The following is an 18,711-nucleotide window of genomic DNA, read 5'->3' as shown; positions in this document are numbered from 1 at the left end:
CTTCTTTTCCAAAAGAAGAAGGCGCCTTTTTTATGTCTAGTTTTGCGTTCTGTGATAGAATAGGAGTATTGTTTTGAAAAGGGAGTTTATAAGAATGAGTAAACACGTACTGCTTGTAGATGGAATGGCGCTTTTGTTCAGAGCGTTTTATGCGACGGCTGTCCATCGCAATTTTATGATAAATGACCACGGTGTGCCAACAAATGGAGTGAATGGCTATTTGAAGCACTTATTAACAGCTGTACAGACATTTGAGCCAACTCATATTGTGTGCTGCTGGGATATGGGAAGTCAAACCTATCGAAACGAATTGTTTCAAGATTATAAAGCAAATCGTGGAGAGGCACCTGTCGAGCTCATTCCACAATTCGATTTAGCGAAAGAAGCGACAGAAGAACTAGGAATTGTGAATATTGGTTTAAAAGGCTTTGAAGCAGATGATTGTATTGGAACACTTGCTGCGCTTTACCAAAAAGAAGCACGCGTGACTGTCCTCACTGGCGACAAAGATTTACTGCAAATTTTAAATGAACAAGTGACTGTTGCTTTGATGCAAAAAGGAATTGGCAATTATAAGCATTATACAAAAGCCTTATTTGAAGAAGAAATGGGAATCTCACCAAAGGCACTCATTGATATGAAAGCACTCATGGGTGATGCAAGTGATAATTATCCAGGTGTCAAAGGAATCGGAGAAAAAACGGCTTTGAAATTTATTCAAACATATGAAACGATTGATGGTTTGTTAGAAAATGTCCATGAACTAACGGCTGCACAGCAAAAGAAAATGCAAGCAGGATTAGAAGATTTGAAACTTTCTCGTCTATTGGCAGAGATCAAATGTGATGTCCCGCTCAGCTGTTCAATGGATGAGGCGAAAATGAACATCAATCAAGAACGAGCTGCTGCTATGCTAAGGCACCATCAAATCAAAGGAATCGAACCGATGATGAATCGTTTAAATACAATAGAGATCAGCTAAAGCCGATCTCTTAGGTTATCTTTTTGTATTGCTTTTCTTCGCTCTATTTTCCAGCTGAGATAGTGGCTGTTTATCTTTTGTTTGCGCATCACCTTGTGGGGTTGTCCCATTTGTGACACGACCTTTATTTTCTTTATCCAATCAGTATCACCTCACACACATTAGCATAACCGAAAAAAAGCGATTCATCCTTTAGAAAGGTGAATCGCTTTTCTAGCGAGCTGATCTGCTACTTGATTTTCCTTACTCGGAATCCATTTAATAAAAAATAAATCAAACTGGCTTTGGAGCTCGATTATCTCTTTAATAAAATGCTGAAATGCTGGATTTTTAGCAAATCCTGCATTGGCTGCGCGGTCAACTACTTGTGAATCTGTGCGAAATGAAACGGTACGCAATCCTTTTTCTGCACAAATTTTCATCCCCTCGATCAGAGCAGAAAATTCTGCTTCGTGATTGCTCATGGATTCAAGAGGAATGGAGAAGGATTCAGCCTTTCCATCATATTTGATGAAAATGCCGATGCCAGAAGGACCTGGATTACCTGCACTCGCACCATCAATGTATATTTCAGCTGGCAAATTACTTCATCCTTTCATCAAGCGGAACCATTTTTTTCGCTGCATACGCATATGGTGTGGAAATCGCAGCGACGATAAATTTAATGACATATGTCGTGATAAAAATTTCAATCCATACTTGAGTTGGATACGTGCCAAGAAAGGCAATGGTCGTAAAAATCAGTGTATCAAGAAGCTGGCTAATCATCGTACTTCCAGCATTGCGCATCCAGAGCGCACCATCAGAGGGAAATATCCGGCGAATAAACGAATATACATAAACATCTAGCATTTGACTGATGATATAAGCAGCGAGACTGCCGAGTGCCACCCTTGGCATAAAACCAAATATGGTTTCCAGCGATGATTGTGAGATATCAGATGGAGCAGGATCGAAAAGCAAAGCCTCCTGCATGACAACAGTTAGTGTTAAAAGGGTCGTAAAACCAATCCAAACCGCTTTTTTCGCTTCATGTTGTCCATATTTTTCATTCAACACGTCCGTTGCAAAAAAGACACTGCCGTACAAAATATTTCCAAGTGTGGCTGTTAAGCCAAACAATTCAACGGTTTTCACCACTTGTAAGTTAGCGGCAGCCGTCGCAAAGCCAATCCAGACGAAAAGGCCCATCTTGCCAAATCCTTTATAAAATAGAAGAACAATGATAAAATTAATGATCGCAAATAAGATCCAAATACCTTCATTAAACAAGTGACATGAACTTCCTTTCTCATTGTAAAATGTAACTTTTTGATTATAGCATAACGTATGTTTACCTTAAAAGCACGGGAAGGCGATGTGATCAATGAAATTAAGAGCACACTACACAATGAAAGTGAAATCAATTGGGTCCATTGGTTTTTACCAAGAAGATTGGTTGGAGCTAAAAGAGGCCTTGAGATTAGCTAAACATATTGACAAAAAAGAACCACAGTCACTTCTGTTATTTGAAGATGAAAAAGGGGCTATGTGGTCTATAAAAGAGCTTGAAAAGCTAAATGAAGAATTAAAGCTTGAGCCTGATCAGCTTCAAGTCTATTTTGATGCAAGTTTTCATAAAGAAACAGGTGACTCTGGTCTTGGCGTTGTCGTCTACTATAAGCTAGGAAAAGACGCTTATCGATTGAGAAAGAATCAGCCTTTCCAAGGAAGTACCAATAATGAAGCAGAGTATGCGGCTTTATTTGAAGCAGTAAAAGTTTTAAAAGATCTAGGAGCAAGCAGAAATTCTGTCACGATTAGAGGAGATTCACTTGTTGTCATGAATCAGTTAAAAGGAGAATGGCCTTGTTATGATGATGTACATAACAAATGGCTTGACCGAATTGAAGCGGCTTTAAAAGAGCTGAAGCTGACGCCAACCTATGAAGCCATCGATCGGAAACAAAATGCAGAAGCGGATCAGCTTGCAAGACAGATTCTTGCAGACGTCCCAATCGAAAGTACATTGAAATTAGAAGCAGACGGAGCTGAATAATGTGGATAAAAAAACAGCAGTACAAGAATTGACCGATCTTCAAGACACGTATTGTTCAGATTGTTTGATTAAGAAGCATTTTCGAAAAGAATTTGGCAAAAAATATGCCCATTCCTTTTGTATACAGCAATGCACCGTTGGAGAGAAAATAAAAGAATATGGGCAAACGCTGCTCAAAAAATAAGAGGACGCACCGGTTTTCCCTGCTCAAACATCCGTTCTTGAAAAAAAACGGATAGAATGTGTAAAAAAAGAACATATTTCGAAAAATGAGCCGATATAACTATAGAAAGTTTTGGTTGAGTTACTTTTTGACTAAGTGACGGATATTAGAGGAAAAGGGGAAGGCCGGTATGAATAATAAGGAGTTCGAAACGGTATTACATCGAACATTTCAAGAGGTGTACAGCGATCTAGAGCAACTTGTAGATGTGGCAAAGAAGGGAAGACCTTTTCTCGAAAAAGATATCTCTGAAATTGAACAACGACTGAAGCAAAATATTTTAGCAATTGAAATTCAGCTGAAAATCAAATAAGAGAGGCATAAGCCTCTCTTTATTTTGCATCATTGATTTAGTTGATTAGATTTTTGTTACGTTTGCAGCTTGAGGTCCACGATTACCTTCAACGATTTCAAAAGAAACTTCTTGTCCTTCTTCTAAAGACTTGTAACCGTCACCTTCGATAGCTGTGAAGTGAACGAATACATCGTCTCCGCCTTCAACTTCAATGAAGCCGAAACCTTTTTCATTATTGAACCATTTTACTTTACCGTTTTGCATATTGCTTTTTCCTCCTAGTACTGTAGCATACCTTTAGGCATACTAAAAAAAATTTTCATCACCTAACGACTTTGCAGTTGTTAAATGATGGTTCCACTATACACCATCAAAAGTAAAGCGTCAAGCGGGAGAGCCAAATTTTGAGCAGAATGTTTGATTTTTTTTGACAAATAACAATTATAGCTGAACCGTCCCCATTTTCTGAAACTTTATGCACAGTTTGTCCGTATATAAAAAAAATACAGAAAGAGGTGCTATCATGAATCGTTATACACTCGAAGAATTTGTTCAGAATACGCAGCAGGAAGATAAGGGAGAAGGGGTCTTCGAACTTGAAACACCAAGACTTTTAGAAATTAATTTGACTGATACCATTTGGGCAAAAACAGGTGCCATGGTTTCGTACCGAGGCAAAATCAAGTTTGAACGAGAGGGCGTGTTTGAGCATGGCGTCTCAAAGATGTTCAAAAAAATGCTGTCAGGAGAAGGCACTTCACTCATGAAGGCAACAGGTGATGGGAAATTATATGTAGCAGATCAAGGCAAAAAAATCTCAATTCTTCGCCTGGCTCAAGGGGAATCCATTTTTGTGAATGGGAATGATCTGCTCGCATTTGAACCTTCAGTCCGCTGGGATATCAAATTGATGAAAAAAGTATCGGGGATGCTTGCGGGTGGATTATTTAATGTCAAATTAGAAGGACCAGGCCTTGTTGCGATTACGAGTCATTATGAGCCGCTCACATTGATTGTTCAGCCGGGTGACTCTGTCTACACAGATCCGAATGCGACAGTTGCATGGTCAGGGGATTTAAAAACTGAATTTGTGACAGATGTTTCATTCAAAACCTTTATTGGCAGAGGAAGCGGTGAGTCTATTCAAATGAAGTTTAGCGGAAGCGGATTTGTTGTCGTGCAGCCGTTTGAAGAAGTGTACACAACAAATGGAAATCAAGGATAAAGAAAAAAGGTGTCCGTCATTGACGGACACCTTTTTATGATAATGCGCGAGCATACGTTTTATTATTCGTGATGAGATCCGATTGCTCAACGATATCTTCCAAAATGGTTTGAGAAGAATGTTTTAAGTGAAGTTTTTTTATATTTTGTTTCATGGTTTCTAGTTTTTCTTCATCTTGCAGTAAGTTGGTCACAGATTCTAAAATGTCTTCATGTCTGTTGATGACAATGGCTGCACCATAATCTTCAAAGAAATGAGCATTTTCCTTTTCTTGTCCAGGGACAGGCTTGTAAAGAATGACTGGGACCCCGATTGCTGTTGCTTCTGTTAAAGTAATGCCGCCTGGCTTTGTGATCATACAATCTGTTACTCTGAACAATTCATCAATTTGTTCCACATATCCAAGCGCCTTCAATTGATCTGGATGTGCTTGTTCAAGATCGCTTAGTGATTGTTTCAGCGCTGCGTTCTTTCCGCATACAACAACAATTTGTACTTCACTGTCTAGAAGCAATGCTTCACATAATTCCTTGACATTTTTCAGTACACCATGAGCACCGGCCATAATCAGAAGAACTTTTTTGTTTGATGATAATCCATATTTTTTATAAATCTTCGATTTTGGCACGTCTGCTTCAAATTGTGGTCTAATAGGTATGCCTGTCACTTTGACATCGCTTGGATGTGTGCCGATTTCCACTAATTTTTGTTTCACATAATCGGTTGCAACATAGTACCGGTCGATGTTTTCATGTACCCAAATCTTATGAAGACAGAAATCTGTCATGACATTAAATGTCGGGATGACTTTTCCTGTTTTGTTCCGGTATTCAGGAACAACAATCATCGGGAATGTAATAATAATGATATCCGGATTGTGTAATTGAATAAGTTCATCAAGACGCTTATTTCCCATTTTTAAATAAATGTTAAATTTGCGTTTATTGTAAATTTTATCTACACCGTAATAAAACAAGCGATAAAATTGTTTCCCAATGGAAAAGCTCTTCAAGTATAAATATTGAGTCACTTCCGACACAATGGGATTTGATTCTTGATACAAATTAGAAACTACAACATGCTCAAATCCTTGGGATTTACACTCATCATACAGTGTTTTAGCCACCTGCATATGTCCATTTCCATAATTTGCGGTCAAGATTAATATTTTTTTATTGGTATTCAAGAATATTCACCTCAAATGTAATCAACAACAACAAAACTTCGTACGAAAACTATTAATCTCATAGGTCTACATATACATAAAGATAACATATAAACAACCAGAGCATATCATTCGTTACGAAAGAATTAAACTAATTTTAAAAAACAACAAGACTAAATTGATAATGGAAGACAGAGCCATTTGTATTTTAACACATTTTGGCCATTTATCATCAGACTACAGTCTATTTTATTCCCAAACGTATGGTGTTTCTTGATAAACATAATAATTGAGCCAATTCATAAACAGTAAAGTGGCATGGGCTTTCCATCGATTCACTGGGACTAATGTGTCACCATCTTCTATAAAATAGTGGACAGGTTTTTGGACTGTATCATCCTTCAACAAATCTCTTTCATATTCCTGCTTCAATGTGTCCGTATCATATTCAGGATGTCCAGTTAAAAATACTTGTTTATCATCATCTGAAACAATTAAACAAACACCCGCTTCTTCAGAGACACTCAATACTTTCAAATTCGGCGTATTTTTTAATTGTTCTGTATTAATATCTGTATGCCTCGAATGTGGGACATAGTATACTTCATCGAAACCTCTGACTAATCTTTCTTTTTTCTCTTTCACAAGATGCTCAAATACACCAAATTTTTTCTCAGCAAGCTTGATTTTCTCAATACCATAATGGTGATATAGGCCTGCCTGTGCACCCCAGCAAATGTGAAGAGTAGACGTCACATTCGTTTTACTCCAGTCTAAAATCTCCTGCAGTTCTTTCCAATAGGATACTTCTTCAAAAGCTAAATGCTCAATTGGTGCGCCGGTGATGATCATTCCATCAAATTTCTTATGGCGAATCGATTCAAAGGTCGTATAAAATTCATCTAGATGCTCTCTCGACGTATTCTTCGGTGTATGCGTACTTGGAATCAAAAACGTAAAGTACACTTGTAAAGGAGAATTTCCGAGCATTCTTAGCAGCTGCGTTTCAGTTTGTATTTTTTTTGGCATTAAATTTAAGATCACGATATTCAAAGGACGGATATCTTGATTGAATGCCCTTGTCTCATCCATGACGAAAATATTTTCGCTCTCTAGTATTTGTTTTGCCGGCAGATGAACTGGTATGTTAATAGGCAACTCGCCACCCCCTGAATCAAAGCTAATTTCACTTCATTATAGGAACTTTCTGGCGATATTTCAATGTTTCAATTATGTTACAATGAAAAACAGAGCAAAAACAAAGCTGTTTCTCGAAAAAAAGGAGGCCGTTTATTTATGATCACAAAGCATTTATCAGATATTGACATCGCCCAAAAGGCAAAGCTGAGACCTATTCAAGACATCGCAGCTAAGCTGCAAATACATGACGAAGAATTAGAATGCTATGGTTTCACAAAAGCGAAAATATCTTTGACTATTTTTGACCGTTTAAAAGAACAAAAAGAAGGACATGTGATTCTTGTCACATCCATCAACCCAACGCCAGCAGGTGAAGGAAAGTCCACCGTCACAGTCGGACTCGGCCAAGCCTTCGAAAAAATAGGGAAAAAAGCAATCATTGCAATGCGAGAGCCTTCATTAGGTCCTACAATGGGCATAAAAGGTGGTGCAGCAGGTGGAGGATATTCACAGGTGCTACCAATGGAAGAAATCAATCTTCATTTTACAGGAGATTTTCATGCCATTACTTCTGCACATAATGCCTTATCTGCGTTTATTGATAACCATATCCATCACGGAAATGAACTTGGCATCGACGCGCGCCGCATTGTATGGAAGCGAGTGCTTGATTTAAACGATCGTGCATTAAGACAGGTCGTTGTCGGACTTGGTGGACAGGTAAATGGGTATCCTAGAGAAGACGGGTTTGACATCACAGTTGCCTCTGAAATGATGGCCATCCTTTGTTTAGCAGAAGACTTAACCGACTTGAAAAAACGTCTTTCTTCTATTGTTGTTGCCTATAATCAAGACGGGGAGCCAGTCACTGTTGGCGCACTTGGATATGAAGGTGTTCTAACGTTACTTTTAAAAGACGCGCTCAAACCGAATCTTGTACAAACGATTGAAGGAACTCCGGCCCTCGTTCATGGCGGTCCTTTTGCCAATATTGCGCATGGGTGTAATAGTTTAATTGCGACTAAAATGGCGGCGAAATTAGCTGATTATGTCGTAACAGAAGCTGGATTTGGAGCAGATCTTGGAGCAGAAAAGTTCCTGCACATTAAAACAAGAGCTGGTGATTTCAAGCCTGGTGCAGTGGTCATTGTGGCGACAGTCAGAGCATTAAAGATGCATGGCGGAATGAAGAAAACAGAACTCAAAGAAGAGAATGCACAAGCTGTATTAAAAGGTATACATAATTTAGAAAAGCATATTGAAACCGTCCAATCCTTCGGTCTTCCGTACATTGTCGCAGTTAACAGGTTTATCACTGATACTAAAGAAGAGATTCAAGCGATAGAAGATTGGTGCCACGCACATGGCCACCCAGTCAAGGCAGTGAATGTATGGGAAGAAGGAGGCGAAGGCGGCACAGCACTCGCCGAAGAGCTCGCAACACTTATTGAAAAGAAGAAGAACAGCTTTTCCTATTTGTATGAGAAGCATGATGCCATCGAAGAAAAATTATCTAAAGTTGCCAAAGTGGTTTACGGAGCAGACGGGGTCACACTCACTTCAAAAGCAAGAAAACAGCTGGCAGCCATCGAGGCAAACGGCTGGGGGCATTTACCGGTTTGTATGGCAAAAACGCAATATTCACTTTCGGATGATCCAGCTTTAATTGGGAGACCTAAGGGCTTCACCATTACGATTCGTGAGTTAAAACCATCTGTAGGAGCAGGATTTATTGTTGCTTTAACTGGAAGCATTTTGACAATGCCTGGATTACCTAAAAAACCTGCTGCGCTCGAGATGGATTTATTAGAAGACGGCAGTGTGACAGGACTCTTTTAACCGGAAGCATAAAAAGCGATTTTATAAAAGAAGCATGTTACGATAGGAAAAAGTGAATCCTAGGAGGCTATGAGATGTCAATTTATGATATTCAGGTCAAGACCATTAACGGTCAAGAAAAATCAATGGCAGATTATAAAGGAAAAGTACTCATTATTGTCAACACAGCAAGCAAATGTGGACTAACTCCTCAATTTAAACAACTGCAAGAGCTATATGATCAATATCATGAAAAGGGCCTTGAAATTTTAGGATTTCCATGTAACCAATTTATGAACCAAGAACCAGAAGGGGAAGAAGCCATTCAAGAATTCTGTTCTTTGAATTATGGGGTGACCTTCCCTATGTTTGCAAAAGTAGATGTCAATGGTGACAATGCGCACCCGCTTTTCAAACATTTAACAAGTCATGCAAAAGGTGTACTTGGGACGAAAACAGTGAAATGGAATTTCACAAAATTTATCGTGAATCAAAACGGAGAAGTCACTGAGCGGTTCTCTCCGAAAACATCACCAAAAGAATTAGAAAGCTCCATCATCGCTCTTTTGGACAAATAAGGTGCTTACCGTCATGCAGAAAAAACAATTGGAGGCAGCTGCCTCCTTTGTTTCAGATCGGCTGAAATATGAACCTACTGGACACGATGCGGCTCATATTGATCGTGTGCGGCAGCTTGCCCGCCAAATTGCTAATCAGGAAGGCGGCTCTCTGTTTGTGATTGAAATGGCAGCGATTGTTCATGATGTCATTGATGAAAAGCTGCCGGGTGAATGGCAGCTTTCACCAAAGCGGCTTGAGCTTCAGCTCCTTTCTTGGGAAGTTCATACGCGGGATATTCGTTATATCATGGACATCATTACAACGATGTCTTTTCGACATCGACATAAGCAGAATAGACCAATAACGTTAGAAGGGGCTATTGTTCAAGATGCAGATCGTCTCGATGCGATAGGAGCAACCGGTATTGCGAGGGTGTTTACGTATGCAGGCGCAAAAGGGGAACCCCACTATTCAAAGGACATGCAGCAGGGCTCCGTGCTAAAACATATGGAAGAAAAACTGCTCAAATTAAAAGACTTAATGAACACTCGTACAGGAAAGCTGCTTGCTGAGGAGCGGCACGATTTGATGAGCCTATTTATCAAGACATGGAAAGAAGAATGCGGCCTTACAGATGAGTTGGGTCTTTATGTGTGTAAGGAGGATGTATAGATGAAAATAACAGCGATAGAACCGACGCCAAGTCCAAATACGATGAAGGTCATTTTGACAGAAGCACTTGCCGGCGGTAAAAGCAACAATTACAAAAAGGATCAAAAAGACGAAGCGCCAGAGATGATCAAGCGCATTTTGAACATTGAAGGTGTAAAAGGTGTTTATCATGTCGCAGATTTCTTAGCTGTTGAGCGTAATGCAAAGTATGACTGGCAGGGCATTTTGCAGCAGGTCAGAGAAGCCTTTGGTCAAGAATCAGAAGGCCTTCAGGAAGGATCGCAGTCTGGCGGTGACACATTTGGCGAAGTCAAAGTGTTTGTCCAAATGTTTAATGGGATTCCGATGCAAGTCAAATTAACAGACGGTGAAAGAGAAGAGCGGTTCGGCATGCCTGAACGCTTCCAAGCAGCTATTTTAAAGCTCAGAAGCAGTTCAGACAATGTCGTATTTGAACGTGTGTGGAAAGAACATGGCGTTCGTTTTGGTGACTTTGCAGATATCGGTCAGGAAGTCACAGAAGAGCTGCAAGCAGCCTATGATGATGAGCGTTTAGCACGCTTAACAGAGGCAGTCAAAGAAGGTCAAGAAGCTGTAGATCGACAAGTGAACCGAAAGGCATATGATGTAACAGAAGATATGCTGCACGAGGAAGATTGGAAAAAGCGTTTTGCCCATCTAGAGCAAATGCAGCCAGAACAAAAGGATATACCTGTTTTAATGAAAGCAATGGAAGACCCAAAAACATCCATTCGCAGACAAGCCGTTGTGAATGCTGGAATGATTGAAGATCCTGCTATTCTGCCTATTTTATATAAAGGGCTTAAAGATAAAACAGTGACGGTCCGCAGAACCGCTGGAGACTGCATTTCAGACCTTGGTGACCCGAACGCTATAGAAGCAATGATTGAAGCATTAAAGGATCCGAGTAAGCTTGTCCGCTGGCGTGCAGCGATGTTTCTTTATGAAGAAGGTGACGAAACAGCACTTGACGCATTAAAAGAAGCTGAACAAGACCCTGAATTTGAAGTCAGCCTTCAAGTGAAAATGGCGATTGAGCGCATTGAGCACGGAGAAGAAGCGAAAGGTTCAGTATGGAAGCAAATGACAGAAAGCAGAAAAAATGCATCAGAATGATGAGACATTTGAACAAGCTGCCAATGATAGGCAGCTTGTTTTTCTTAAAGTCATAGACAGAAAAATTTTTTTAGAAAAATTATTTTGAATATTGTTGAAATATACGAAAAAACTCTATATAGTAGTACCAATATAGAATATTGGAGGTCAGATTTTATGACACGAACCTTGCTGAGCGCTAGCTTCAGCAGCCATGTTGGTCATCAGTCATTCATCGGTGGCTAAATAAACAGAAAATTTGTAAAATAAAATCAACTCAAAATCATACAGTCAACAAGACTTGTAGTATAGGAGGCTTTTTAAACAGATGGCAGAACTACGTAGTAATATGATTAAACAAGGAATTGACAGAGCACCTCACCGAAGCTTACTAAGAGCGGCGGGGGTAAAGGATGAGGACTTCGGCAAGCCATTTATTGCTGTATGTAATTCCTATATTGATATTGTCCCAGGACATGTCCATCTTCAGGAATTCGGAAAGATTGTGAAAGAAGCCATTCGTGAAGCTGGCGGAGTCCCATTTGAATTCAATACTATTGGGGTCGACGATGGAATTGCGATGGGGCATATCGGGATGAGATATTCATTACCAAGCCGTGAAATCATCGCTGACTCTGTCGAAACCGTTGTATCTGCTCACTGGTTTGATGGCATGGTTTGTATTCCTAACTGCGATAAAATTACACCAGGGATGATGATGGCAGCGATGCGTGTCAATATTCCAACGGTCTTTGTCAGCGGTGGACCGATGGAAGCGGGTAGAACAAGTGATGGCAGAAAAATTTCTCTTTCTTCTGTATTTGAAGGCGTTGGTGCATACCAGTCAGGTAAAATTAACGAAGAGGAATTAAATGAATTAGAACAGTTTGGCTGTCCGACCTGCGGATCTTGTTCAGGAATGTTTACAGCAAACTCAATGAACTGTTTAGCAGAGGCGCTTGGAATTGCTCTTCCTGGGAATGGCACAATTTTGGCGACATCACCAGAGCGAAGAGAATTTGCGAAAAAGTCAGCAAAACAACTAATGGAGCTCATTAAAAAGGATATTAAACCACGTGATATTGTAACTGAAAAAGCAATTGATAACGCATTTGCATTAGATATGGCACTTGGTGGGTCAACGAATACAGTTCTTCACACACTGGCGATTGCAAATGAAGCAGGTGTTGAATATTCACTTGAACGTATCAATGAAGTAGCAGAGCGTGTGCCTCATTTATCAAAACTTGCGCCAGCTTCGGATGTTTATATTGAGGATTTACATGAAGCCGGCGGCGTCACAGCTGCGCTAAATGAATTGTCCAAAAAAGAAGGCGCACTTCATTTAGATACAATGACCGTCACCGCGAAAACGCTTGGTGAGAACATTGCAGGTCATGAGGTTAAGGACTATAACGTCATTTATCCAATCGACAAACCATTTACTGAAAAGGGCGGCTTAGCCGTTTTATTTGGAAACCTTGCGCCAGATGGAGCCATTATTAAAACGGGCGGGGTACAAGATGGGATCACACGTCACGAAGGGCCTGCGATCGTATTTGAATCCCAAGAAGAAGCTCTTGAAGGCATCATTAATAGAAAAGTAGAAGCAGGACATGTTGTTATCATTCGCTATGAGGGGCCTAAAGGCGGACCTGGTATGCCAGAAATGCTTGCTCCTACTTCGCAAATTGTCGGGATGGGACTTGGACCAAAGGTTGCTTTAATTACGGACGGACGTTTTTCCGGCGCTTCACGCGGCTTGTCTATCGGACACGTCTCTCCTGAAGCAGCTGAGGGCGGCCCGCTTGCCTTTGTTGAAAATGGTGACCATGTCGTCGTCGATATTGAACAGCGCATTTTAAGCGTCGATGTTCCAGAAGAAGAATGGGAAAAACGAAAAGCGAACTGGAAAGGCTTTGAACCAAAAGTGAAAACTGGCTATCTTGCTAGATATTCAAAACTTGTGACATCAGCCAATACAGGCGGAATCATGAAAATTTAATCTGATATGGAACATTTGAAAATTGGCTCTCTCTATAGTATCCTTTATTCACAACATAAGGATTTTAGAGGGGGCTTTTTTATGTCAATGGCATATGAAGAATATATGCGCCAGCTCGTTGTGCCAATGCGCCAAGAGCTGACAAGTGCAGGATTTCAAGAATTGACGACGGAAGAAGAAGTAGAACAAACCATGCAAGAGGCTGAAGGAACAACATTTGTCGTTGTAAATTCTGTATGCGGCTGTGCTGCAGGATTAGCACGCCCAGCAGCGACTCAAGCTGTAATGAAGGCAGAAAAAGCGCCAGACAAAATCGTCACAGTATTTGCTGGGCAGGACCGGGAAGCCACGGCAAAAATGAGAGAATATTTCACAGGTGAAGAGCCATCATCTCCTTCTATGGCCCTTTTAAAAGGAAATGAACTCGTTCATTTTATCCCGCGTGACGAAATTGAAGGTCATGAAATGGAAGATATCATGAAAAATGTCTTAACTGCATTCGAAAAACATTGCTAATACACGTGTTGAAATGCCCTGTAACTAGATCAGGGCATTTTTTCTTGATCATGATGGAGGAACGATATGCTCATTACAACAAGCTTTAGAGCAAATGAACAAACGATTGAAATAGCGAAGGGTCTTGCAGAGGATTTACATGGTGAGTATGTAGAAAGACGCAAACAATCCGTCAAGCAACTTGCGGTGAAACGAGGAGATGTCTTTGTTGTCGGGAAAGAAAGATTTGAATGGTATCAGCCAAATGGTGAAAAGTTCTTCTTTCATCCAAGCTCAGCGATGTTCAGGGTGAAGCGGCTCTTGCGCGGAGAAAAGGATCCTTTAATTGAAGCAGCACAGCTAAAGCCGGGCGATTCATTTTTAGATTGCACACTTGGCTTAGGGTCTGATGCGATAACTGCAAGCTGTGCGATAGGCAGGAAGGGAAGGGTCGTCGGTATTGAAAAGAATCCCATTACGGCATTACTAGTGCGAGAAGGACTGAATACATGGGAGACGGGAATAGAGGAAGCTGATGAAGCGATGAAACGGATTTCTGTTATCAGTGGAGACAGTATCGAGCAGCTAAAGAAGTATCCTGACTGTTCATTTGATATCGTCTATTTTGACCCCATGTTTGAGGAAACGATTCAAGAATCTACAAGTATAGCGCCGCTGCGTCATGCGGCAGAGCACGACTTTGATCACGAATCAGCCGTGCAAGAAGCATTAAGGGTGGCAAGAAAAAGAGTGGTGTTAAAAGATCATTGGAAAAGCACACGATTTAAAGCGGACTCTTACAAATTTCATGTCATCAAACGAAAAACAGCCCAATTTCATTATGGGTATATCGAGAAAGAAAAAAGCCCTCACTAAGGGCTTTTAATCCGTAATTTCCATATAGACAAAATAAAACAGTGTCAGCAAGGAAGCTGTGATGAAAAAGCCTTCAAGCATACCCATTCCTCCCAAATTTTAGTTGCCTGTACTGTTATTGTAAACGTTTTATTATGAAAAAGAAAGTCTCAAATCAGTGACCAAATTGAATGACTGAAAATTCATTATATGCTAGAATAGCAGTATGATAACTTATGGAAGGAATTAGATATCATGAAGATGTGGATGAGAAAAACGCTTGTTGCGCTCTTTACAATTGCAACTTTTGGTTTGGTTTCTCCTCCGTCGGCTTTGATGACAGACAAGCCATCTGAACTTTCTTCACCTGATAAAACGCCTTATACAGCGGTTTATGATACATCAGATGAATTACGCAGCTGGGAACGATCGCAAGAGGCAAGCGAAGAGCAGGTAGACCCCTTTGAGCAATATAAGGAAGAGGTTCTATCAAGTGCAGAAAATCAATCCTTTCTCAAATTCGGCCGTAAAATCACGCCTGTCATTGAAGACGAGTACAGAGAAGAGATTCAACCGAAAATTGAACAAGTGTTAACCGATGTTTTAACAAATTTCAAAGATGACGAAAAATTTCAAGATGTTGTGTTAACTGATCAGCCTTCAAGCGGAAATGGCGAAAAAATCTTTCACATCTACAATCGGAAGACTGGAGAAGATTTGCTCCGTTTTCATGTGAGAAGAGATCAGCCGCCACACAGCGGATATTGGTTTAACTTTCACTACCATACAGCAGAAGATGGATTCCAGACGCATCATGAACTCGGTAATATTTACTGGGACAAAAACACCCCGCCGAGCTGGATGAGCCACTAGAAGGAGATGTCATGCCAATTGAAAAAATATACAATGAACGAAATGGTGCAGATTACAAAACAAATGTTAAACGAACGTGGAGTGAAAATTGAAGATATTGCACATATTGTGCTAAAGCTTCAAGAAAAATACCATCCAAACCTTCCACTTAGTGTCTGTGTTGAAAATGTTGAGAAAGTGTTGAATAAAAGGGAAATTGTCCATGCAGTTTTAACAGGACTTGCCCTTGACCAGCTGGCTGAACAAAAGCTATTGCCAGAACCTTTGCAGCACTTAGTTGAAACAGATGAGCCGCTATATGGAATTGATGAGATTATTCCGCTTTCCATTGTCAATGTATATGGATCAATCGGTTTGACGAACTTCGGTTATTTAGATAAAGAGAAATTTGGCATTATCAGGGAATTAGATGAAGGTCGCCCAGGTGAAGTGCATACTTTCCTTGATGACCTTGTCGCCGCGCTAGCTGCAGCAGCAGCTAGTCGTATTGCTCACTCACACCAAGATATTAAGGACGAAGAGCAGGATCGAGTGAATCAAGTATAAAAAGAAAAACATGTCTGCTCCTCATGCAGGCATGTTTTTTTGGTTTAAACAAAAGCAGAAATAAGGTAAACTACAACAAGAACATAAATAAAGGATGAAAAAAATGAAACAATACAAAGAGTTATGCCGTCATGTATTACAGCACGGGGATGAAAAAGGTGACAGAACGGGAACAGGCACAATCAGCACGTTCGGTTACCAGATGAGATTTGATTTGCAGGAAGGATTTCCACTTTTAACAACAAAGAAATTGCACCTGAAATCAATTATTCATGAGTTACTGTGGTTTTTAAAAGGTGATACAAATGTCAAATATCTTCAGGAAAATGGTGTCCGTATTTGGAACGAATGGGCAGATGAAAATGGCGAACTGGGCCGTGTGTACGGGGCGCAGTGGCGATCTTGGGCTAGTGGGGATGGTGAGACTGTAGATCAGATCACAAAGCTGATCCATGATATCGAGCATAATCCGAATTCAAGAAGACTGATCGTCAGCGCTTGGAACCCGGGTGAAATTGATCAAATGGCGCTGCCGCCATGCCATTGTCTGTTTCAATTTTACGTATCAAATGGGAAGCTTTCCTGCCAGCTCTATCAAAGATCGGCAGATATCTTTTTAGGCGTCCCATTTAATATTGCTTCATATGCTCTTCTTACGATGATGATTGCCAAAGTCACAAATCTTGAGCCAGGAGAGTTTGTTCATACGCTAGGAGATGCACATATTTATCAGAATCATCTTCCGCAGGTGAACATGCAGCTAGAGCGCGAGGAACGCACGCTTCCGCAGCTTCGCATCGCAAGAGATGTGAAGAGCATTTTCGACTTCACGTTCGATGATTTTGTACTTGAGAACTATGATCCGCATCCGCATATCAAAGGAGAAGTCAGTGTATGATTTCGATGATTGTGGCGACAGGAAAAGACAGAGTCATTGGTCAAGATAATCAAATGCCCTGGCATTTACCAGCTGATTTAGCGTATTTTAAGAAGGTCACAGGCGGCCATACGATTGTCATGGGCAGAAAAACGTTTGAATCCATTGGACGAGCGCTACCTAACCGCCGTAATATCGTGCTCACAACAAGTTCTTCTTTTGAAGCAGAAGGATGTGAGGTTGTCCATTCCATTGCTGATATTTTGGCAATTGGAAAAAGCGAGACAGAGTTATTTATCATCGGCGGGTCTAAGCTGTATGAAGAAATGATGCCATATGCGGATCGTCTATATATTACGCATATTCATCATGCGTTTGAAGGAGACCGCTACTTTCCTGATTACGATGAAAACGAATGGACGGTTGTATCACGCGAAAAAGGCCATCGTGACGAAAAGAACCCCTACAATTATGAATTTGTCGTTTATGACAAAAAAGGATAAATGAGTAGGAGGAGTACGGTTGTTTCGTTATTGGTTTTTAACGATTTATGTTGTTGTATCCCTTTTTAAAAGTATGAGGCATTTGCATGCCCATGAATTAACTGATCCGCGCATTTCCTATACGAAACGAATGCATCTCATTCATGAGCATGCAAAAAGGTTTGCCAGGGGCTGTATTGATCAGTCAGGATCAGTCATGACCATTCACCAGCAAAAGAAGCTGCCGGATGGACCCGTTATTTATTTCACACAGGCACTGAATCCAGCCACAACGGCATTATTGATTGGTCACCTTGAGAAACCATTTGCTTTCATGGCAAAGCCGAATCTTTTTCGATATCCTATTTTAAAACAATGGCTGAAGAAGATGGCGGTTATTCATCAGAATCAATCTGATGATGCCTTATTAGAAGAAGCAAAGGAAAAAATCTTATCTGGGCAGAGTGTATTGCTTTCAGAAGCACAGCGTCACATAGCAGAGGCACTTGGTGAAGATTGTGATTGTCCGCTTGTACCGATTGAAACAAGTGGAACGGATCGTCTATTAACTGGGAAAGTCGTGAAAAGACTGCACCCTGTGAATGTTGATATTCATATTAAAGCACCTGTCATGATGAGCGATTACGCCCAAAAGCGCGCATAGAAAAACCAGCATCCACTTTCGGATGCTGGTTTTTTTCATGCAGCAGGAATGTTCACACAGTAGAAAAGAATACAGAAGAACATGGATGCACTGCCGCCTAGAACAAAGCTGTGCCAAATCGCATGATGATAGGGGATCTTCCGCCAAATATAAAAGATGGTTCCGGCTGAATACAATAGACCGCCTAACAGTAAGAGGCCAAACCCTGGGCCTGTTAACCCAATGTAAAGTGGTTTGATGGCAATGATAATCATCCAGCCCATTAATAAATAAACAAGGGTGGACACAATGATAAACCGTTTGACGAAAAAGATTTTAAAGACAATTCCGCCAGCAGCAAGAGCCCATACAATCGCAAGAAGCGTATAGCCGAGTGCACCTTTTAATGGTCCGAGTAAAAAAGGCGTATAGGTACCAGCAATCAATACATAAATAGCCGAATGGTCGAGGATTTCAAATACATCTTTTGTTTTTTTGTGCCGAATGCTATGAAGCAAGGTCGAGCTTAAATAGAGCAGCAGCATAGATGCGCCAAATATTGAAAAGCTTACGATCTCTGTGACAGTGCCGTATTGTACAGCGAATAACACAAGAAAAACAATGGCTGGTATGGATAAAATAACGCCTATGCCATGTGTAATGGCGTTTGCAATTTCTTCTTTTACAGTAAACAATGGAT

24 protein-coding genes are annotated in these 18,711 nt (G+C 40.6%); 17 read left to right on the top strand and 7 right to left on the bottom strand.

The window, feature by feature from the left end:
• Window positions 1–94 precede the first annotated feature (94 nt).
• Window positions 95–982: a 5'-3' exonuclease gene (locus tag ACQYAC_RS03930; RefSeq protein WP_429942752.1), complete on the top strand. Its 888-nt coding sequence runs from the start codon at window positions 95–97 to the stop codon at window positions 980–982.
• A 15-nt stretch (window positions 983–997) separates the two neighbouring features.
• Here ACQYAC_RS03930 and ACQYAC_RS03925 read toward each other — a convergent pair whose 3' ends face one another.
• Genes ACQYAC_RS03925 through ACQYAC_RS03915 form a run of 3 tightly spaced genes read right to left on the bottom strand, consistent with a single transcriptional unit; the run spans window position 998 to window position 2,254 of the window.
• Window positions 998–1,123: a hypothetical protein gene (locus ACQYAC_RS03925; RefSeq protein ID WP_003215584.1), complete on the bottom strand. Its 126-nt coding sequence runs from the start codon at window positions 1,121–1,123 to the stop codon at window positions 998–1,000.
• Window positions 1,124–1,167: 44 nt separating this feature from the next.
• Window positions 1,168–1,563, bottom strand: coding sequence for a reverse transcriptase-like protein (locus ACQYAC_RS03920; protein WP_339162863.1), 396 nt, complete (start codon window positions 1,561–1,563; stop codon window positions 1,168–1,170).
• 1 nt (window position 1,564) lies between these two features.
• On the bottom strand, window positions 1,565–2,254 hold the full coding sequence (locus tag ACQYAC_RS03915; protein WP_058014855.1) for a queuosine precursor transporter: 690 nt from the start codon (window positions 2,252–2,254) through the stop codon (window positions 1,565–1,567).
• 94 nt (window positions 2,255–2,348) lie between these two features.
• Between ACQYAC_RS03915 and ACQYAC_RS03910 the strand changes: the two genes are divergently transcribed.
• The 3 genes from ACQYAC_RS03910 (at window position 2,349) to ACQYAC_RS03900 (ending at window position 3,556) form a co-directional block, all read left to right on the top strand.
• Entirely contained in the window at window positions 2,349–3,020 is a 672-nt protein-coding gene (locus ACQYAC_RS03910; RefSeq protein WP_429942751.1) for a ribonuclease H family protein, read from the top strand.
• Window position 3,021: 1 nt separating this feature from the next.
• Entirely contained in the window at window positions 3,022–3,204 is a 183-nt protein-coding gene (locus ACQYAC_RS03905; RefSeq protein ID WP_003215998.1) for a zinc-finger domain-containing protein, read from the top strand.
• A 169-nt stretch (window positions 3,205–3,373) separates the two neighbouring features.
• Window positions 3,374–3,556: a hypothetical protein gene (locus ACQYAC_RS03900; protein WP_003215507.1), complete on the top strand. Its 183-nt coding sequence runs from the start codon at window positions 3,374–3,376 to the stop codon at window positions 3,554–3,556.
• A gap of 45 nt (window positions 3,557–3,601) precedes the next feature.
• Here the strand turns inward: ACQYAC_RS03900 and cspD are convergent, their stop codons facing one another.
• Window positions 3,602–3,802 (bottom strand): cold-shock protein CspD, encoded by a 201-nt coding sequence (gene cspD, locus ACQYAC_RS03895; RefSeq protein ID WP_003215784.1) that lies wholly within the window; start codon window positions 3,800–3,802, stop codon window positions 3,602–3,604.
• Between the two features lie 259 nt (window positions 3,803–4,061).
• On the opposite strand from cspD, the gene ACQYAC_RS03890 reads away from it, so the two are divergent.
• Window positions 4,062–4,763: an AIM24 family protein gene (locus tag ACQYAC_RS03890; protein ID WP_061408291.1), complete on the top strand. Its 702-nt coding sequence runs from the start codon at window positions 4,062–4,064 to the stop codon at window positions 4,761–4,763.
• A 34-nt stretch (window positions 4,764–4,797) separates the two neighbouring features.
• Here ACQYAC_RS03890 and ACQYAC_RS03885 read toward each other — a convergent pair whose 3' ends face one another.
• Entirely contained in the window at window positions 4,798–5,949 is a 1,152-nt protein-coding gene (locus tag ACQYAC_RS03885; RefSeq protein ID WP_058014858.1) for a diglucosyl diacylglycerol synthase, read from the bottom strand.
• 228 nt (window positions 5,950–6,177) lie between these two features.
• Window positions 6,178–7,086, bottom strand: a complete 909-nt coding sequence (gene metA, locus ACQYAC_RS03880; protein WP_058014859.1) for a homoserine O-acetyltransferase MetA — start codon at window positions 7,084–7,086, stop codon at window positions 6,178–6,180.
• Window positions 7,087–7,224: 138 nt separating this feature from the next.
• Between metA and ACQYAC_RS03875 the strand changes: the two genes are divergently transcribed.
• The 12 genes from ACQYAC_RS03875 (at window position 7,225) to ACQYAC_RS03820 (ending at window position 18,032) form a co-directional block, all read left to right on the top strand.
• A complete protein-coding gene (locus ACQYAC_RS03875; RefSeq protein ID WP_429942750.1) occupies window positions 7,225–8,907 on the top strand; it encodes a formate--tetrahydrofolate ligase in 1,683 nt (560 codons plus the stop codon).
• 74 nt (window positions 8,908–8,981) lie between these two features.
• Window positions 8,982–9,464 (top strand): glutathione peroxidase, encoded by a 483-nt coding sequence (locus ACQYAC_RS03870; protein ID WP_429942749.1) that lies wholly within the window; start codon window positions 8,982–8,984, stop codon window positions 9,462–9,464.
• A gap of 13 nt (window positions 9,465–9,477) precedes the next feature.
• Window positions 9,478–10,119, top strand: a complete 642-nt coding sequence (locus ACQYAC_RS03865; RefSeq protein ID WP_429942748.1) for an HD domain-containing protein — start codon at window positions 9,478–9,480, stop codon at window positions 10,117–10,119.
• The gene (locus ACQYAC_RS03860; protein ID WP_169057129.1) at window positions 10,120–11,256 is read left to right on the top strand and encodes a conserved virulence factor C family protein; all 1,137 of its coding nucleotides are present in this window, start codon (window positions 10,120–10,122) and stop codon (window positions 11,254–11,256) included. It abuts the gene before it with no gap.
• A gap of 307 nt (window positions 11,257–11,563) precedes the next feature.
• Window positions 11,564–13,240, top strand: coding sequence for a dihydroxy-acid dehydratase (ilvD, locus tag ACQYAC_RS03855; protein WP_012010311.1), 1,677 nt, complete (start codon window positions 11,564–11,566; stop codon window positions 13,238–13,240).
• Between the two features lie 81 nt (window positions 13,241–13,321).
• The gene (locus ACQYAC_RS03850) at window positions 13,322–13,756 is read left to right on the top strand and encodes a BrxA/BrxB family bacilliredoxin (protein WP_003215999.1); all 435 of its coding nucleotides are present in this window, start codon (window positions 13,322–13,324) and stop codon (window positions 13,754–13,756) included.
• Window positions 13,757–13,822: 66 nt separating this feature from the next.
• A complete protein-coding gene (locus ACQYAC_RS03845; protein WP_429942747.1) occupies window positions 13,823–14,611 on the top strand; it encodes a class I SAM-dependent methyltransferase in 789 nt (262 codons plus the stop codon).
• A gap of 234 nt (window positions 14,612–14,845) precedes the next feature.
• Entirely contained in the window at window positions 14,846–15,463 is a 618-nt protein-coding gene (locus tag ACQYAC_RS03840) for a YpjP family protein (RefSeq protein WP_058014865.1), read from the top strand.
• An 18-nt stretch (window positions 15,464–15,481) separates the two neighbouring features.
• Complete coding sequence (locus ACQYAC_RS03835) at window positions 15,482–16,009, top strand: phosphatidylglycerophosphatase A family protein (RefSeq protein WP_339162855.1); 528 nt, start codon at window positions 15,482–15,484, stop codon at window positions 16,007–16,009.
• A gap of 103 nt (window positions 16,010–16,112) precedes the next feature.
• Window positions 16,113–16,907 carry a thymidylate synthase gene (locus ACQYAC_RS03830; RefSeq protein ID WP_339162853.1) on the top strand — a complete coding sequence of 265 codons (795 nt, stop codon included), beginning with the start codon at window positions 16,113–16,115 and terminating at the stop codon, window positions 16,905–16,907.
• Window positions 16,904–17,389 (top strand): type 3 dihydrofolate reductase, encoded by a 486-nt coding sequence (folA, locus tag ACQYAC_RS03825; protein WP_058014868.1) that lies wholly within the window; start codon window positions 16,904–16,906, stop codon window positions 17,387–17,389. Before ACQYAC_RS03830 ends, folA begins: the two co-directional genes overlap by 4 nt.
• A gap of 19 nt (window positions 17,390–17,408) precedes the next feature.
• On the top strand, window positions 17,409–18,032 hold the full coding sequence (locus ACQYAC_RS03820; protein ID WP_339162851.1) for a lysophospholipid acyltransferase family protein: 624 nt from the start codon (window positions 17,409–17,411) through the stop codon (window positions 18,030–18,032).
• Between the two features lie 35 nt (window positions 18,033–18,067).
• On the opposite strand, the gene trhA is transcribed toward ACQYAC_RS03820, so the two are convergent.
• Window positions 18,068–18,706: a PAQR family membrane homeostasis protein TrhA gene (trhA, locus tag ACQYAC_RS03815; protein ID WP_058014870.1), complete on the bottom strand. Its 639-nt coding sequence runs from the start codon at window positions 18,704–18,706 to the stop codon at window positions 18,068–18,070.
• Window positions 18,707–18,711 lie beyond the last annotated feature (5 nt).

It is taken from the genome of Bacillus sp. MM09(2025), from assembly GCF_050496725.1.
GTDB lineage: Bacteria > Bacillota > Bacilli > Bacillales > Bacillaceae > Bacillus > Bacillus pumilus.
The sequence above is the reverse complement of the archived record's forward strand: the minus strand, read 5'-3'. Positions and strand labels throughout refer to the sequence as shown.

Coding starts and splice junctions, on each gene's coding strand:
- ACQYAC_RS03930 (WP_429942752.1), top strand. CDS start 95: ATGAGTAAACACGTACTGCTTGTAGATGGAATGGCGCTTTTGTTCAGA.
- ACQYAC_RS03860 (WP_169057129.1), top strand. CDS start 10,120: ATGAAAATAACAGCGATAGAACCGACGCCAAGTCCAAATACGATGAAG.
- ACQYAC_RS03845 (WP_429942747.1), top strand. CDS start 13,823: ATGCTCATTACAACAAGCTTTAGAGCAAATGAACAAACGATTGAAATA.
- ACQYAC_RS03865 (WP_429942748.1), top strand. CDS start 9,478: ATGCAGAAAAAACAATTGGAGGCAGCTGCCTCCTTTGTTTCAGATCGG.
- ACQYAC_RS03850 (WP_003215999.1), top strand. CDS start 13,322: ATGTCAATGGCATATGAAGAATATATGCGCCAGCTCGTTGTGCCAATG.
- ACQYAC_RS03830 (WP_339162853.1), top strand. CDS start 16,113: ATGAAACAATACAAAGAGTTATGCCGTCATGTATTACAGCACGGGGAT.
- ACQYAC_RS03910 (WP_429942751.1), top strand. CDS start 2,349: ATGAAATTAAGAGCACACTACACAATGAAAGTGAAATCAATTGGGTCC.
- ACQYAC_RS03840 (WP_058014865.1), top strand. CDS start 14,846: ATGAAGATGTGGATGAGAAAAACGCTTGTTGCGCTCTTTACAATTGCA.
- folA (WP_058014868.1), top strand. CDS start 16,904: ATGATTTCGATGATTGTGGCGACAGGAAAAGACAGAGTCATTGGTCAA.
- ACQYAC_RS03870 (WP_429942749.1), top strand. CDS start 8,982: ATGTCAATTTATGATATTCAGGTCAAGACCATTAACGGTCAAGAAAAA.
- ACQYAC_RS03890 (WP_061408291.1), top strand. CDS start 4,062: ATGAATCGTTATACACTCGAAGAATTTGTTCAGAATACGCAGCAGGAA.
- ilvD (WP_012010311.1), top strand. CDS start 11,564: ATGGCAGAACTACGTAGTAATATGATTAAACAAGGAATTGACAGAGCA.
- ACQYAC_RS03875 (WP_429942750.1), top strand. CDS start 7,225: ATGATCACAAAGCATTTATCAGATATTGACATCGCCCAAAAGGCAAAG.
- ACQYAC_RS03900 (WP_003215507.1), top strand. CDS start 3,374: ATGAATAATAAGGAGTTCGAAACGGTATTACATCGAACATTTCAAGAG.
- cspD (WP_003215784.1), bottom strand. CDS start 3,802: ATGCAAAACGGTAAAGTAAAATGGTTCAATAATGAAAAAGGTTTCGGC.